Genomic DNA, 13,538 nt, shown 5'->3' on the forward strand with positions numbered 1-13,538 from the left:
TCCGGCCCGTGCTGAGCCGGGAACACACCGGCTGCGGGTACCCGCTGTGGGTGCCCGCAGCCGGAGGGTAGTGCTTACAGATACTGTCCCGTGTTCGCCACGGTGTCGATGGAGCGTCCGGTGTCCGCGCCCTGCTTTCCGGTGACCAGCGTGCGGATGAACACGATCCGCTCGCCCTTCTTGCCGGAGATCCGGGCCCAGTCGTCGGGGTTGGTGGTGTTGGGCAGGTCCTCGTTCTCCTTGAACTCGTCCACGCAGGCGGCGAGCAGGTGGGAGACGCGCAGGCCCCGCTGGTCGTGGTCCAGGAAGTCCTTGATCGCCATCTTCTTGGCCCGGTCCACGATGTTCTGGATCATCGCGCCGGAGTTGAAGTCCTTGAAGTACAGGACCTCCTTGTCACCGTTGGCGTAGGTGACCTCCAGGAAGCGGTTCTCCTCGGTCTCGGAGTACATCCGCTCCACGACCGACTGGATCATCGCGTCCACGGTGCCCGCCGTCGACCCGCCGTGCTCCGAGAGGTCCTCGGTGTGCAGCGGCAGGGTGTCGACCAGGTACTTGGAGAAGATGTCCTTGGCCGCCTCGGCGTCCGGCCGCTCGATCTTGATCTTCACGTCCAGGCGGCCGGGCCGCAGGATCGCGGGGTCGATCATGTCCTCGCGGTTGGAGGCGCCGATCACGATGACGTTCTCCAGGCCCTCCACACCGTCGATCTCGGCGAGCAGCTGCGGGACGATGGTGTTCTCCACGTCCGAGCTGACGCCGGATCCGCGGGTGCGGAAGAGGGACTCCATCTCGTCGAAGAAGACGATGACCGGAGTGCCCTCGCTGGCCTTCTCCCGGGCCCGCTGGAAGACCAGGCGGATCTGCCGCTCGGTCTCGCCGACGTACTTGTTCAGCAGCTCGGGGCCCTTGATGTTGAGGAAGTAGCTCTTGCCCTGCGGCTGTCCCGTGACCTCGGCGACCTTCTTGGCCAGCGAGTTGGCGACGGCCTTGGCGATGAGCGTCTTGCCGCAGCCGGGAGGGCCGTAGAGCAGCACGCCCTTGGGCGGGCGCAGTTCGTATTCCTTGAAGAGTTCGGCGTGCAGATAGGGCAGTTCGACCGCGTCGCGGATCTGCTCGATCTGGCCGCCGAGTCCGCCGATCTGGCGGTAGTCGATATCGGGCACCTCTTCGAGGACGAGTTCTTCGACCTCGCTCTTGGGGACCCGTTCGTAGACATAGCCGGAACGCGGTTCGAGCAGCAGGGCGTCGCCGGGACGCAGGGAGCCGTCGAGCAGGGGCTCGGCGAGCCGTACCACCCGCTCCTCGTCCGTGTGCCCGATGACCAGCGCGCGTTCGCCGTCCTCGAGGATCTCCTTGAGGGTGACGATGTCGCCGACCCGCTCGAACTCCATCGCCTCGACCACATTGAGCGCTTCGTTGAGCATCAGCTCCTGTCCGCGCCTGAGGTCGTCCAGCTCGACGGACGGGCTGACGTTCACCCGGAGCTTGCGCCCGCCGGTGAAGATGTCCGCCGTGCCGTCGTCATTGGCCTGCAGGAAAACGCCGAAGCCGGCAGGTGGCTGCGCGAGCCGGTCGACCTCCTCCTTGAGGGCCACGATCTGGTCGCGGGCCTCGCGGAGGGTGTTCGCCAGCCGTTCGTTCTGCGCGGACACACCTGCCAGGTTGGTCTGCAGCTCGACGATCCGCTCCTCGAGAATCCTCGTGTGCCGCGGAGAATCGGCGAGCTTGCGTCGCAGGACGGCGATCTCCTGCTCAAGAAAGGCGACCTGGCTCATGGGGTCTTCCGAACCACGAGCGGGTCGGCCGCCACGGTTGTAGTCGTCGTCGTGGGCCGCCACGGTCCTCACCTCCTCCAAGGGGAGCTGGACGTTTCCAGACCCTACCTGGGCCGGTAGGGGTGTAAACCCCTAGATCAAAAAGACGGTCGCGGTGTGTCCGATCTTCACCCTTGCGTATGTCCTTCCGCCAGTGAGATACCCACAGACACCCGCCGATCACCATCCGAAAGCCGCCGGTTGTATCGTCGATTCGGTCAACGTCCCGCGAGGGCTGTTGCTTCCTTGTGCTTCCTGAACGACGAACGACAGGCGAGGGTTTCCGTGGGCGACGAGACGGCCGAAGCGCTCGAGGTCTGGATCGACCAGGACCTCTGCACCGGCGACGGGATCTGCGTGCAGTACGCGCCCGAGATCTTCGAGCTGGACATCGACGGGCTGGCCTATGTGAAGGGGCCGGCTCCGGAGGGTGAGGAAGCCGAGCTGCTGCAGGAGCCCGGTGCCACCGTACCCGTACCCCTGCCGTTGCTGCGGGACGTGGCCGACTCGGCCAAGGAGTGCCCGGGCGACTGCATCCATGTGCGCCGCGTCACGGACCGCGTGGAGGTCTACGGGCCGGACGCCGACTGACCGGGCCGCCCCCGGCCTGGGTGTCTCAGATGCTGTTGGCCATGGCGCCGGGCAGCGCCACATAGCGGCCGTCGCGCCACTCCCAGGAGTAGTTCCGCCTCAGGTCGGGGCAGCAGCGCGGTGTGGTGTCGCTGGAGTAGCCCAGCACGGTGGCCTTGACCGTACGGCCTTCGAGCCGGAAATCGGTGATGTCGCGCTTGTCCTGCGGCCGGACCAGGGTCTCGGCTATTCGGGGGGCGCCGCCGGCCTTGGCGGGCGCGGACAGTACGAACACGCCGCTGGGCGGGGTGCCGGTGTCGGTCGCGCAGCGCACCACGACGACCGTCTCGGGCCGCCCGTCGCCGTCCAGGTCGCCGGAGACCTGGTGCAGCACGTCCACCGGCGCGCCCGCGCAGTCCAGCGGATACGTGACCGCCCGCGGGTCGGGTGCGGCCACCGGCGCCGCGGACGGCCCGGCCGCGCCGTGGGCGTCCTTGGGCGAGGCGTCCGCGGGCTGTACGAGGGCCACGGCCGCCACGACGGCGCCGAGCGCCGCGGCCGTGCTGAGCCAGTGCACCGTGCGGGTGCGGGTGTGCGGGAGGGCCGGGCCTGCGGACGGCTGCACTCGCCTGTCTCCTGGGGTCGAACGGCGGGGGTGGCCAGCATGGTGCCACACGTCACACCAGGGGGGAACGGCGGGGCGGGGGTTGCCCGTGGGACCGGCCGGGAGGGCTGTCGGGCGGAGCCTGGAGCGGGCAGGAAAAAGGCCGCCACCGGCGCCCAAGGGGAGCAAACCGGTGGCGGCCGCGTGAAGTTGGCCGAAAGCCGTGGCCTAGGAGACGGACTCGGGCGCGGCCGTACCGCCGCTGCCACTGCCGGGCCCTGTGTAGTCCTCGCCGTAGGCGCCCTTGGCGGGCCTGCGGCGGCGCAGCGGCGGCTCCACGCCGTCGGCGAGCCGGCGGGCGGTGAGCAGGAAGCCGGTGTGCCCGATCATCCGGTGGTCAGGGCGGACGGCGAGGCCCTCGACGTGCCAGGTGCGGACCATGGTCTCCCAAGCCGCGGGCTCGTTGAAGGTGCCGTGCTCGCGGATCGCCTCGACGGTACGGGCGAGCTGCGTGGTGGTGGCCACGTACGCGCACAGGATGCCGCCGGGGACGAGCGCCTTGGCGACCGGCTCCAGGCACTCCCAGGGCGCCAGCATGTCCAGGATGACGCGGTCCACGTCGGTGTCCGACAGGTGGTCCTGGAGGTCGCCGACGGTGAGCTGCCAGGCGGGGTGCGGGCCGCCGAAGTAGCGCTCGACGTTCTGGGTGGCGATCTCGGCGAAGTCCGCGCGGCGCTCGTAGCTGTGCAGCATGCCGTGGTCGCCGATGGCGCGCAGCAGGAAGGTGCTCAGCGAACCGGAGCCCACGCCCGCCTCGACCACCCGGGCGCCGGCGAAGATGTCGGCCATCGCCAGGATCTGCCCGGCGTCCTTGGGGTAGACCACGGCGGCGCCGCGGGGCATGGACAGGACGTAGTCGGGGAGCAGGGGGCGCAGCGCGAGGTAGGCGACGTTTCCCGTGGTTCTGACCACACTGCCCTCGGGGGCGCCGATCAGCTCGTCGTGCGGGAAAGCGCCCTTGTGGGTGTGGAACTGCTTTCCGGCTTCGAGCGTGAACGTGTAGTGGCGTCCCTTGGGGTCGGTGAGCTGGACCTGGTCCCCGACTCTGAAGGGCCCGCGACGGCGGGCGGCACCGGTCGGTTCGGACATAAGACCACCCTACCGGCTGTACGGACACCCACCGTTCACGTACCAGGGGCGGCCGTTCGGTCCCGCGGTCGGGTCAGGGCGGTCGCGGCGATCAGGCGCCGGGCCTGGCCATCGCCGCCAGGAAGGCGCGCTCGACGTCGGAGGTGGACAGCACCCCGTAGATCTCGCCGGTGGGCTCGACCACCAGATACTCCGTGGACGGGGTGGCCCGCAGGGTGTCCAGCAGGTCCTCGCCGGACAGCTCGGCGGAGACCCGCATGCCGGGGGTGAGGTCCTGGGCGAGGCCGCTGACCGCGACCCAGGGACGGCGGTGCTCGGGAATGCCGACGATCGCGGATTCGCGGACCAGCGCGGTGGCCGCGCCCGCTCCGTCCACCACGACCAGGGCGCGCGCCCCGGCCTCGTTGGCCCGGCGCAGCGCCTCGGACAGCGGGGTGTCGGAGGCGACCGGCACCGCGCGGCGGGTCAGGGTGCGGGCCCGCAGTCCTGGCAGCCGCTCGCGCAGCCGGGCCATCCGCAGGCTGTTGCCCGCGCCGGTCCAGATGATGGCGGCCAGGATCGCGGCGAGCAGGGCGTCGGTGAGCGAGTCGACCCCGCTGCCGCCGCCGTCGTCGCGCAGGCCGCCCGCGTAGGACAGCAGCGGCAGGCCGATCAGCACGGCGAGGGCCAGGCCGCGGCCGACCCAGGCGGCGGCCACGGTGCCGGTCATCGGCTTGCCGCTGATCTTCCAGACCACGGCGCGCAGCATCCGGCCGCCGTCCAGCGGCAGCCCCGGCAGGAAGTTGAAGATCGCCACGATCAGATTGCTGACCATCAGACCGGCCAGCAGCACACCGGGCACCGTGCCGGACTCGACGAGCTGCATGCCGCCGAAGAAGACCGCGGCCAGCACCAGGGAGAGCAGCGGGCCGACGAAGGCCAGCACGAATTCCCGGCCAGGGGTGTCGGACTCCTTCTCGATCTCCGAGACGCCGCCGAAGAACTGCAGCTGGATCCGCCGGACGGGCAGCCGGAAGCGCAGCGCGGCGACGGTGTGCGCCAGTTCGTGGATGAGTACCGAGGCGTAGAAGGCGACGGCGAAGAAGAGCGAGACCAGATAGCGGACCTTGCCCAGCTCCGGCAGGACGGTGTCGAGCTGTCCGCCGAACACCCAGGTGATCAGCGCGGCGACCAGGAACCAGCTCGGGGCGACATAGATCGGCACTCCGTAGAAGCGGCCCATGAGGATCCCGCCACCGGGCTCGCGCGGCTGCTTGTCGCCGTTGTCCCCGCCCGGGACGTGGGTGTTCTGGGACGGCGGACGGCCGCTCTCGCTCACTGGTTCCCCTCGTTCGGATACGGACCCTGAGTCGATCATGCGGGACGAAGGGCTCCGTAACCATGCTATTGCCCCGCCGTTTCGCACCGGACACCTGCACCTGCCGGGCCGGGACGCGCGCCGGGGCCGCGAAACACCCGGGTCCGGTCCGCCGGGCGGGCCGCCGCTGTCAGTGGCAGGCCATAGGGTCGTCTGCCATGGGCACCAGCACCGAGAACATTCCGCCGCAGCCGGACGGCGGCGCGCCGCGGGCGCAGAGCATTCCGCCGCGACCGCCGTCGTCGCTGTCCCCGTCGCGCGCGGCGGACTTCATGCGCTGCCCGCTGCTGTACCGGCTGCGGGTGATCGACCGGCTGCCGGAGCAGCCGAGCGAGGCCGCCACCCGGGGGACGGTGGTGCACGCGGTGCTTGAGCGGCTGTTCGACGCGCCGGCGGCCGAGCGCACCGCGGAGCGGGCCCGGGCGATGGTGCCGGGCGAGTGGGAGAAGCTGCTGGCCGCCCGGCCGGAGCTGGCGTCGCTGTTCCGGGCGGCGGACGACGCGCTGGACGCGGCGGCGCTGGCGAGCTGGCTGGAGAGCGCCGGGAAGCTGGTGGAACGCTGGTTCACGCTGGAGGACCCGACGCGTCTGGAGCCGGCCGAGCGCGAGCTGTACGTGGAGACGGTGCTGGAGTCCGGGCTGACGCTGCGCGGCTACGTGGATCGCTTGGACGTCGCACCGGCCAGCGGTGACTTGCGGGTGGTGGACTACAAGACCGGCAAGGCGCCCCGCCCGGAGTACGCGGACGAGCCGCTGTTCCAGATGAAGTTCTACGCGCTGGTGCTGTGGCGGCTGCGCGGGGTGGTGCCGCGCCGGCTCCAGCTGGTCTACCTGGGCAGCGGGGACGTGCTGACGTACGACCCGAGCGAGGCCGATCTGCGGGCCACCGAGCGGAAGTTGCAGGCGCTGTGGGAGGCGATCAGGGCGGCGACGGCCAGCGGGGACTGGCGGCCGCGCCGTACGCCGCTGTGCGGCTGGTGCGACCATCAGGCATTTTGTCCCGAGTTCGGTGGGACTCCCCCGCCGTATCCCCTCGCCGAAATCTCGGGGCCGCCGTCCCTCGTGGGTGAGAATGGTCCGGCCTAGCGAAGGAGATCCCGTGGCTATTCGCGTCCTGCTGGTGGACGATCAGCCCCTGTTGCGTACCGGTTTCCGGATGATCCTGGAGGCCGAGACGGATCTCGTCGTGGTCGGCGAGGCCGGGGACGGCCAGCAGGCACTGGACCAGGTACGGGCGTTGCAGCCCGATGTGGTGCTGATGGACATCCGGATGCCCCGGATGGACGGGGTGGAGGCGACCCGGCAGATCACCGGCCCCGACCGTTCGGGTCCGGCGAAGGTGCTGGTGCTGACCACCTTCGATCTCGACGAGTACGTGGTGGAGGCGCTGCGGGCGGGGGCCAGCGGCTTCCTGCTCAAGGACGCGCCGGCCGCCGAGCTGGTGCAGGCGATCCGGGTGGTCGCGGCGGGCGAGGCGATGCTCGCGCCGAGCATCACCCGGCGGCTGCTCGACAAGTACGCGGGCCGGCTGCCGTCCGGCGAGGACGCGGTGCCGCAGCCGCTGCACGCGCTGACCGAGCGCGAGGTCGAGGTGCTGAAGCTGGTGGCCCGCGGCCTGTCGAACGCGGAGATCGCCGCCGAGCTGTTCGTGAGCGAGACGACGGTCAAGACGCATGTCGGCCATGTGCTGACCAAGCTGGCGCTGCGCGACCGGGTGCAGGCGGCGGTGTACGCGTACGAGAGCGGCCTGGTGCGCCCCGGCGCGGGCTGACCGCCCTGACCCCGCCCTTGTGACTTTTGACCGCCGCCCGGCCCGCCCGCAACGGCCGTACGCCCCTGTGAACGCCGCCGACCGCGGCCCCCGGATCGCTCCGGGGGCCGCGGTCGGTGGCGTTTCGGCGCTTGTCGGCGCTCCGGGTCAGCCGGAGACGCCGCGGCCCAGCTCCCAGAACTGGGTGGTGGTCGAGGAGTTGAGCGCCCACTCGACACCGGTGATGTCGCTGCGCGCCGCGATGTACTGCTTGCCCTGCCACAGCGGCAGCATCGGCACATCGTTGGCGATCAGATTCTGCGCGGTCCCGAAGTCGGTGCTCGCGGTGGAGCGCTCGGCCTGCTTGCGGGTGGCGGGCAGGATCTGGTCCTGGATCTGCTTGTTCTGGTACGGCAGGTTGAGGAAGTTGTCCTTGTCGAAGAACGGCGCGATGTAGTTGTCCGGGTCCGGGAAGTCCGGCAGCCAGCTGATCGCGAAGATCTGGTAGGCGCGGGAGGACGCCTTGGACAGGAAGGCGTTCCACTGCTCGCTCTTGGCCGTGACCTGGAACAGGCCGCTGGCGTTGAGCTGCCGGGCGATCTCCTCCGCCTCCGCCTGGTTCGACGTACCACCGTTGTCACGGCGGTAGTTGATGGTCAGCGGCACCTTGTCGTGGATGCCCGCGCCGTGCAGCAGCGCCTGGGCCTTGCTGACGCTCGGCTTGCTGTACTTGTTGAAGAACGAGTTGATGTGGCCGGTGATGCCCTGCGGGACCACCGAGTACAGCGGCTCGGCGGTGCGCTTGTAGACGTCGCGGGTGATCGCCTGCCGGTCGATCAGCCACGCCATCGCCTGGCGGACCGCGACCTCCTTGAGGTTCGCGGAGTCGGTGTTGAGGAAGAGGTAGCGCGCCTCGCCACCGGGGGCCTCGGTGAGCTTGATCTTCTGGTCGGTGCTCTGCAGCAGGCCGTTGATCTGGTCCGGGTCCAGCGTGCGCGACATCACGTCGATGTCACCGGTCTTCAGCGCGGACTCCATCTTCTTGGAGTCGGCGAACAGCTTCAGCTCGACCTTGCTGTTGTTGACCTTGAGGATGCCGCCGTAGTGCGAGTTCTTGGAGAACACGCCCTGCTTGCCCTGGACGAAGGAGTCCAGCGTGTACGGACCGGAGCCGACCAGCTTGAAGCCGTTGTACGGCTTGTCCATGTCGTAGACCTGGCTGTCCACGATCGCGGCGGCCGGGGTGGCGAGCTTGGCGGGGAAGGTGGCGTCCGCCGACTTCAGGTGGAAGACGACGGTCTTGGAGTCGGGTGCCTCGACCGACTTCACGTCGGATATCAGGGAGGCGGGACCCACCTTGTAGTTGATCTTCTGCATGCGCTCGATGGAGAACTTGACGTCGTCAGCCGTCAGGTCGTGGCCGTTGGAGAACTTCTGGCCGTCGCGCATGGTGCAGGAGTACGTCAGCCCGGAGACGTCGGTGTAGTGGCACTCCTTGGCCGCGTCGGGCGTGGGCGTGGTGCTGCCGCGCGGGTAGGTGAGCAGCATCTGGAAGGTGTTGTAGAAGATGTTCCAGGTCGCGCTGTCGTAGGAGGTCGCCGGGTCGAGCGGGGCCGGGTTGTCCTTGGTCAGCTCGATGCTGTCCGTGGTGCCGACGACGATGGCTTTGCCGCTGTCGCCGCTCCCCCCGCCGGTACCGCCGCACCCAGCGATCAGGGGTGTCATGACGCCCAGCAGGGCGGGCAGCACCAGAAGCTTGCGGTTCATCGTCGTCGTTCTCCTCTTGTTCCTGCTCATGTTCCTTGGGCGCTCGCGGCGTGCTGGTGCAGGTGGCAGGCGACCTGCACGCCGGTCTTCGGAATCAGGTCGAGGCGCGGATCGCGTGGCGGGGCGAACTCCACCACGGCCCGGCCGCTTTCGGCATGCATCGAGACCACTCCGCGCCAGAAGGGCTCACGCGGATCGGACGCCGATGCTTCCTCACGCAGACGCCGGAGGTATTCCAGCACATCCTCGGCCGTGTGGCTTCTCCCGGGGGCGATCGATACCGTGCCGAGGCCGGGCGCGGCCGGTTCGTCGAAGTTCCCCAGCAGGGCCTTCTCGGCCGCCGAGGTCTCCGGCGGCAGGTCGAGCCAGCGGCGTTCCAGCAGCGCGCGCAGGTCGCGGGCCTCCCAGCCGCACTCGGCGACGGCCACCGGGCAGCGCGGGTGGAAGGCGCAGCCCAGCGGCGGCGCCGCCGCGTCCGGGATCTCGCCGCGCGGCAGTTCGCGCTCCACGGCCAGCCGCGGGTCGGGCTCGGGTATCGCGGCGAGCAGCGCCTTGGTGTACGGGTGCTGCGGGTCGGCGAAGACCTGCTCGGTGGGGCCGTACTCGACGATCCGGCCCAGGTACATGATCGCGATGGTGTCGCAGAAGAACTTCGCGCTCGCCAGGTCGTGCGTGACGTAGACGTAGGTGAGGTCCAGGTCGCGCTTGAGGTCCAGCATCAGCTGGAGGATCTTGGCGCGGACGCTCATGTCGAGCATCGAGATCGGTTCGTCGGCGACCAGCAGCTCCGGCTCGGCGATGATCGCGCGGGCCAGCACGGCGCGCTGCTTCTGGCCGCCGGACAGGTCGGCGGGGAACTTGCCGAGGTAGCGCTCGGGCGGGGTGAGGCCGACCCGCTCCAGGGCGTCGGTGACCCGTGCGTCGTACTCCTGCTCGCTGTCCACGAGCCCGTGGATGCGCAGCGGGTGGCCGACCGCGGTGCGGATGTCCATCGCGGGGTTGAGCGAGGCGTGCGGGTCCTGGAAGACCATCTGGAGCTTGCGGCGCAGCGGGCGCAGGGCGCGCTCGCCGAGGCCGGAGATCTCCTGGCCGCGGTAGCGGATGGAGCCGCCGGTGGCCTTGTTCAGGCCGATCAGGGTGCGGCCGAGGGTGGTCTTGCCGGAGCCGGACTCGCCGACCAGGCCGAGCACTTCGCCCTTGCGCAGGGTGAGGTTCACGCCGTCGACGGCCTTGACGGCGCCGGCCGCCTTTCCGCCGAAGCGGCCCAGCAGGCTGCCGCGCAGGCCGAAGTGGACTTCGAGGTCCGCGACCTCGACGAGCGCCTCCGCGCTGTCCCCGGCGCCTTCGCCGGAGGGCTTCACATCAGGCTTCGTCAGCAACGCTGATCTCCTTCACGGCGGCGAGCGGCTCGCGCCCGCCCGTTCCCAACTCGTCGGCCAGCGAGGGATCGACCTCGACGGCCTGCTGCCAGCAGGTGCTGCGCACACCGGAGGGCAGCGTCACCTCGGGCGGCTCCACCGTCGCGCAGCCCACCATCGCCACCGGGCAGCGCGGGTGGAAGCGGCAGCCCTCCGGCGGCTGCACCAGGTCCGGCGGGCTGCCGGGGATGAAGTGCAGTCCGGTGGTGGACAGCGAGATGGTCGAGCGGAGCAGTTCCTTGGTGTACGGGTGCTGCGGGTCGGCGAAGACCGTACGCGCATCGCCCTGTTCGACGATGTGTCCGGCGTACATCACCGCGACCCGGTCGCACGCTTCGGCGACGATACCGAGATTGTGCGTGATCAGCACCAAAGAGGTGTCGAAGTTCTTCCTCAGGTCGGCGAGGATGCGGATGATCTGGGCCTCGACCAGCACGTCGAGGGCGGTGGTGGGCTCGTCCGCGACGATGAACGCGGGCCGCAGCACCAGGGCGAGCGCGATCATGATGCGCTGGCGCATGCCGCCGGAGAACTCGTGCGGGTAGTTCTCGTAGCGGCTCTCCGGGATGCCCATGCCGCGCAGCGCCTCCAGGGCGCGCGCCTTGACCTCCTTCTTGGGCAGGCCCTTGTGGTGGGTGTGCAGGGCCTCCTCGAAGTGCTGGGAGATCCGCATCAGCGGGTTGAGCCGGGTCATCGGCTCCTGGAAGATCAGGCCGAGTTCGGGGCCGCGCAGCTGCTGGATCTCGCGGTCGGACAGCTCGGTGAGATTGCGGCCCGCGCCGCCCTTGCTGTTCAGCCGTACGTCGCCGTCGACCGCGGCGGCGGCCGGGGTCAGGCCCAGCACGCCCCGGCCCAGGGTGGACTTGCCGCAGCCGGACTCGCCGACCAGGCCGAGGGTCTCGCCGGGCCGTACGTCGAAGCTGACGCCGTCCACGGCCCGCACGGGGCCGCGTTCGGTGCCGTACCAGACGCGCAGGTCGCGGACGGACAGCACGGGGTCGGCGGTGCGGTTCATGGGTTCGGTCACGGTGCTCATTCGGCGGCCGTCCCTTCTGTGGCGTCGACCGTGCGGCGGCGGGTGTGTGCCGGGAGCAGCACCTTGGAGATCCGGCGGCGGCGCATGGTCGGGTTGAGGACGTCGTTGAGGCCCTCGCCGAGCAGGGTGAAGCCGAGGATCGCGATGATCATGGCGAGGCCCGGGTAGAGGCAGGTCCACCACATGCCGGCGTTCACGTCGTCGATGGCGCGGGAGAGGTCGTAGCCCCATTCGGCGGCGTCGGTGGGCTGGATGCCCAGGCCCAGGAAGCCCAGGCCCGCCAGGGTCGCGATGGCGTCGGCGGCGTTCATCGTGGTGATCACCGGCACCGACTGGATGACGTTGCCGAACAGGTACTTGCGGATCACCACCGACGGCTTGGCGCCCATCGCGCGGGCCGCCTCGACGAAGGTCGCCTCGCGGGCGGACAGCGCCGAAGCGCGGACCACCCGGAAGTACTGCGGGATGTAGACGACCGTGATCGACAGCGCCGCGGTGATGATGCTGCCGCCCGCGATCCCGGCGAAGACGAAACCGGCCACGATCGCCAGCAGCAGGTAAGGGAACGCGAACAGCGCGTCCATCACCAGCACCAGGATGCGGTCCAGCCAGCCGCCGAAGTAGCCGGACAGCAGGCCCAGCAGGACGCCGATGACCAGCGAGAACACCACGGCGAGCACCATCACCTCAAGGGCGGTGCGGGCGCCGTAGACGGTGCGGGAGAGCACGTCGAGGCTCTGCACCGTGGTGCCGAACCAGTGGTCGCCGTCGGGCGCGCCCTGCTTGGGGAAGCGGGTGCCGCCGGACTGGTAGGTGTCGAAGCCGTACGGCGCGATCAGCGGGCCGAAGAGCGCGAGGATCACGAAGAGCGCGGAGATCACGGCGCCGGTCCAGAGCATGAAGCGCGGTACGCCGCGGGCCTCGCGGATCGCCGCCCAGATCCGGCGCAGGCCGCCGAAGCGGGCCGACCGGGGCGCGGGCAGCGGCGGGCCCGCGGGCGTCTCGCCGACGGGGGCTGTGGGGGTTGTCTGGGCCATCAGTACCGCACCCTCGGGTCGATCAGCGCGTTCACGAAGTCGATCAGCATGCTGATCACCACGACGACCAAGGCGAAGACGGTGACGATGCCCTGGACGGCGACGTAGTCGCGCTGGTTGATGTAGTCGATCAACTGGCGCCCGATACCGGGCCAGTTGAAGATCTGCTCGGTGAGCACGGCGCCGCCGAGCAGCATGGCCACCTGGAGGCCGAGCACCGTGATGACCGGCACCAGGGCGTTGCGGAAGCCGTGCCTGGCCACCACATGGCGTTCCTTGACGCCGCGGGCGCGGGCCGCCTCGATGTAGTCGCCCTGGAGCGACTGGATGAGGTTGATCCGGATCATCCGGATGAAGACGCCGACCACGAGCAGGCCGAGTGAGACCGACGGCAGGATCAGGTGCTGGGTGATGTCGCCGACCGCGTCCCAGTCGCCGGCGAGCGCCGCGTCGAGGATCAGGATGTGCGTCTGGGTGGGCACGTTGAGCTGTACCAGCGGGGACGCCTGGCCGGAGGTGGAGCCGAAGGCCAGCATCAGCAGCGGCGCGGTGACGAAGACCGGCGCGGCGTAGCTGACGGTGCTGAACAGCCGGCTGGTGACGTCCACGGCGCGGTCCCGGTAGCGCCCGGCCAGCAGTCCGACGGGGATGCCGATGACGGCGGCGAAGACCAGCGCGCCGGCGGTCAGGGTGAGGGTGGCGCCGCCGTTCTCGACGATGATGTCCCGCACGCTGCGGCGGTCGGAGAAGGTGGTGCCGAAGTTCAGGGTGGCGACGGACTTCAGGTAGTCCCAGAACTGCTGGTAGAGGGGGGCGTCGAAGCCGGCCGCGTGGCGTCTGGCGGCGAGTTCGGCCGCGTTCAGCTTGCCGCCCTGCGAGGCGGAGATGGGGTCACCGGGCGCCACCCGCATCATCACGAAGACCAGGACCAGCAGGATGAGGACCATGGGCACGGCGAGCGCGATCCTGGTGAGGACGTAGCGGCGCAGCGACCCGGACTGCTTGCTCGTGTTGCTCAACTGAGTGTGTCTTTC

Annotated in this window: 12 protein-coding genes; 3 read left to right on the forward strand and 9 right to left on the reverse strand. The window is 70.0% G+C overall.

All coding sequences use genetic code 11. The features are described 5' to 3' along the window. Positions 1 to 74: 74 nt before the first annotated feature. Positions 75 to 1,841, reverse strand: coding sequence for a proteasome ATPase (gene arc, locus BM076_RS19310; RefSeq protein ID WP_093714869.1), 1,767 nt, complete (start codon positions 1,839 to 1,841; stop codon positions 75 to 77). A 261-nt stretch (positions 1,842 to 2,102) separates the two neighbouring features. Between arc and BM076_RS19315 the strand changes: the two genes are divergently transcribed. Then, on the forward strand, positions 2,103 to 2,408 hold the full coding sequence (locus BM076_RS19315) for a ferredoxin (RefSeq protein ID WP_177246516.1): 306 nt from the start codon (positions 2,103 to 2,105) through the stop codon (positions 2,406 to 2,408). Positions 2,409 to 2,433: 25 nt separating this feature from the next. Here BM076_RS19315 and BM076_RS19320 read toward each other — a convergent pair whose 3' ends face one another. The 3 genes from BM076_RS19320 to BM076_RS19330 form a co-directional block, all read right to left on the reverse strand. Next, complete coding sequence (locus BM076_RS19320) at positions 2,434 to 3,012, reverse strand: hypothetical protein (protein WP_093714870.1); 579 nt, start codon at positions 3,010 to 3,012, stop codon at positions 2,434 to 2,436. A 207-nt stretch (positions 3,013 to 3,219) separates the two neighbouring features. Further along, positions 3,220 to 4,140, reverse strand: a complete 921-nt coding sequence (locus BM076_RS19325; RefSeq protein ID WP_093714871.1) for a tRNA (adenine-N1)-methyltransferase — start codon at positions 4,138 to 4,140, stop codon at positions 3,220 to 3,222. Positions 4,141 to 4,231: 91 nt separating this feature from the next. Next, positions 4,232 to 5,497, reverse strand: a complete 1,266-nt coding sequence (locus BM076_RS19330; RefSeq protein WP_093714872.1) for a site-2 protease family protein — start codon at positions 5,495 to 5,497, stop codon at positions 4,232 to 4,234. A 158-nt stretch (positions 5,498 to 5,655) separates the two neighbouring features. On the opposite strand from BM076_RS19330, the gene BM076_RS19335 reads away from it, so the two are divergent. Both BM076_RS19335 and BM076_RS19340 read left to right on the forward strand, forming a co-directional pair. After that, entirely contained in the window at positions 5,656 to 6,582 is a 927-nt protein-coding gene (locus BM076_RS19335) for a RecB family exonuclease (protein WP_093714873.1), read from the forward strand. A gap of 13 nt (positions 6,583 to 6,595) precedes the next feature. Beyond that, positions 6,596 to 7,267: a response regulator gene (locus BM076_RS19340; RefSeq protein WP_093714874.1), complete on the forward strand. Its 672-nt coding sequence runs from the start codon at positions 6,596 to 6,598 to the stop codon at positions 7,265 to 7,267. 147 nt (positions 7,268 to 7,414) lie between these two features. Here the strand turns inward: BM076_RS19340 and BM076_RS19345 are convergent, their stop codons facing one another. From BM076_RS19345 to BM076_RS19365, 5 genes are read right to left on the reverse strand one after another with little or no spacing between them, the layout of a single operon-like run. After that, positions 7,415 to 9,013 carry an ABC transporter substrate-binding protein gene (locus BM076_RS19345; RefSeq protein WP_093714875.1) on the reverse strand — a complete coding sequence of 533 codons (1,599 nt, stop codon included), beginning with the start codon at positions 9,011 to 9,013 and terminating at the stop codon, positions 7,415 to 7,417. 26 nt (positions 9,014 to 9,039) lie between these two features. Continuing rightward, on the reverse strand, positions 9,040 to 10,392 hold the full coding sequence (locus BM076_RS19350) for an ABC transporter ATP-binding protein (RefSeq protein WP_093714876.1): 1,353 nt from the start codon (positions 10,390 to 10,392) through the stop codon (positions 9,040 to 9,042). Further along, a complete protein-coding gene (locus tag BM076_RS19355) occupies positions 10,376 to 11,467 on the reverse strand; it encodes an ABC transporter ATP-binding protein (protein WP_093714877.1) in 1,092 nt (363 codons plus the stop codon). Before BM076_RS19355 ends, BM076_RS19350 begins: the two co-directional genes overlap by 17 nt. Next, a complete protein-coding gene (locus BM076_RS19360; protein WP_093714878.1) occupies positions 11,464 to 12,504 on the reverse strand; it encodes an ABC transporter permease in 1,041 nt (346 codons plus the stop codon). Before BM076_RS19360 ends, BM076_RS19355 begins: the two co-directional genes overlap by 4 nt. Beyond that, the gene (locus BM076_RS19365; RefSeq protein WP_245796152.1) at positions 12,504 to 13,523 is read right to left on the reverse strand and encodes an ABC transporter permease; all 1,020 of its coding nucleotides are present in this window, start codon (positions 13,521 to 13,523) and stop codon (positions 12,504 to 12,506) included. The genes BM076_RS19360 and BM076_RS19365 overlap by 1 nt, the downstream gene beginning before the upstream one ends. Between the last annotated feature and the right edge of the window lie 15 nt (positions 13,524 to 13,538).

This window comes from Actinacidiphila alni, from assembly GCF_900112845.1.
GTDB lineage: Bacteria > Actinomycetota > Actinomycetes > Streptomycetales > Streptomycetaceae > Actinacidiphila > Actinacidiphila alni.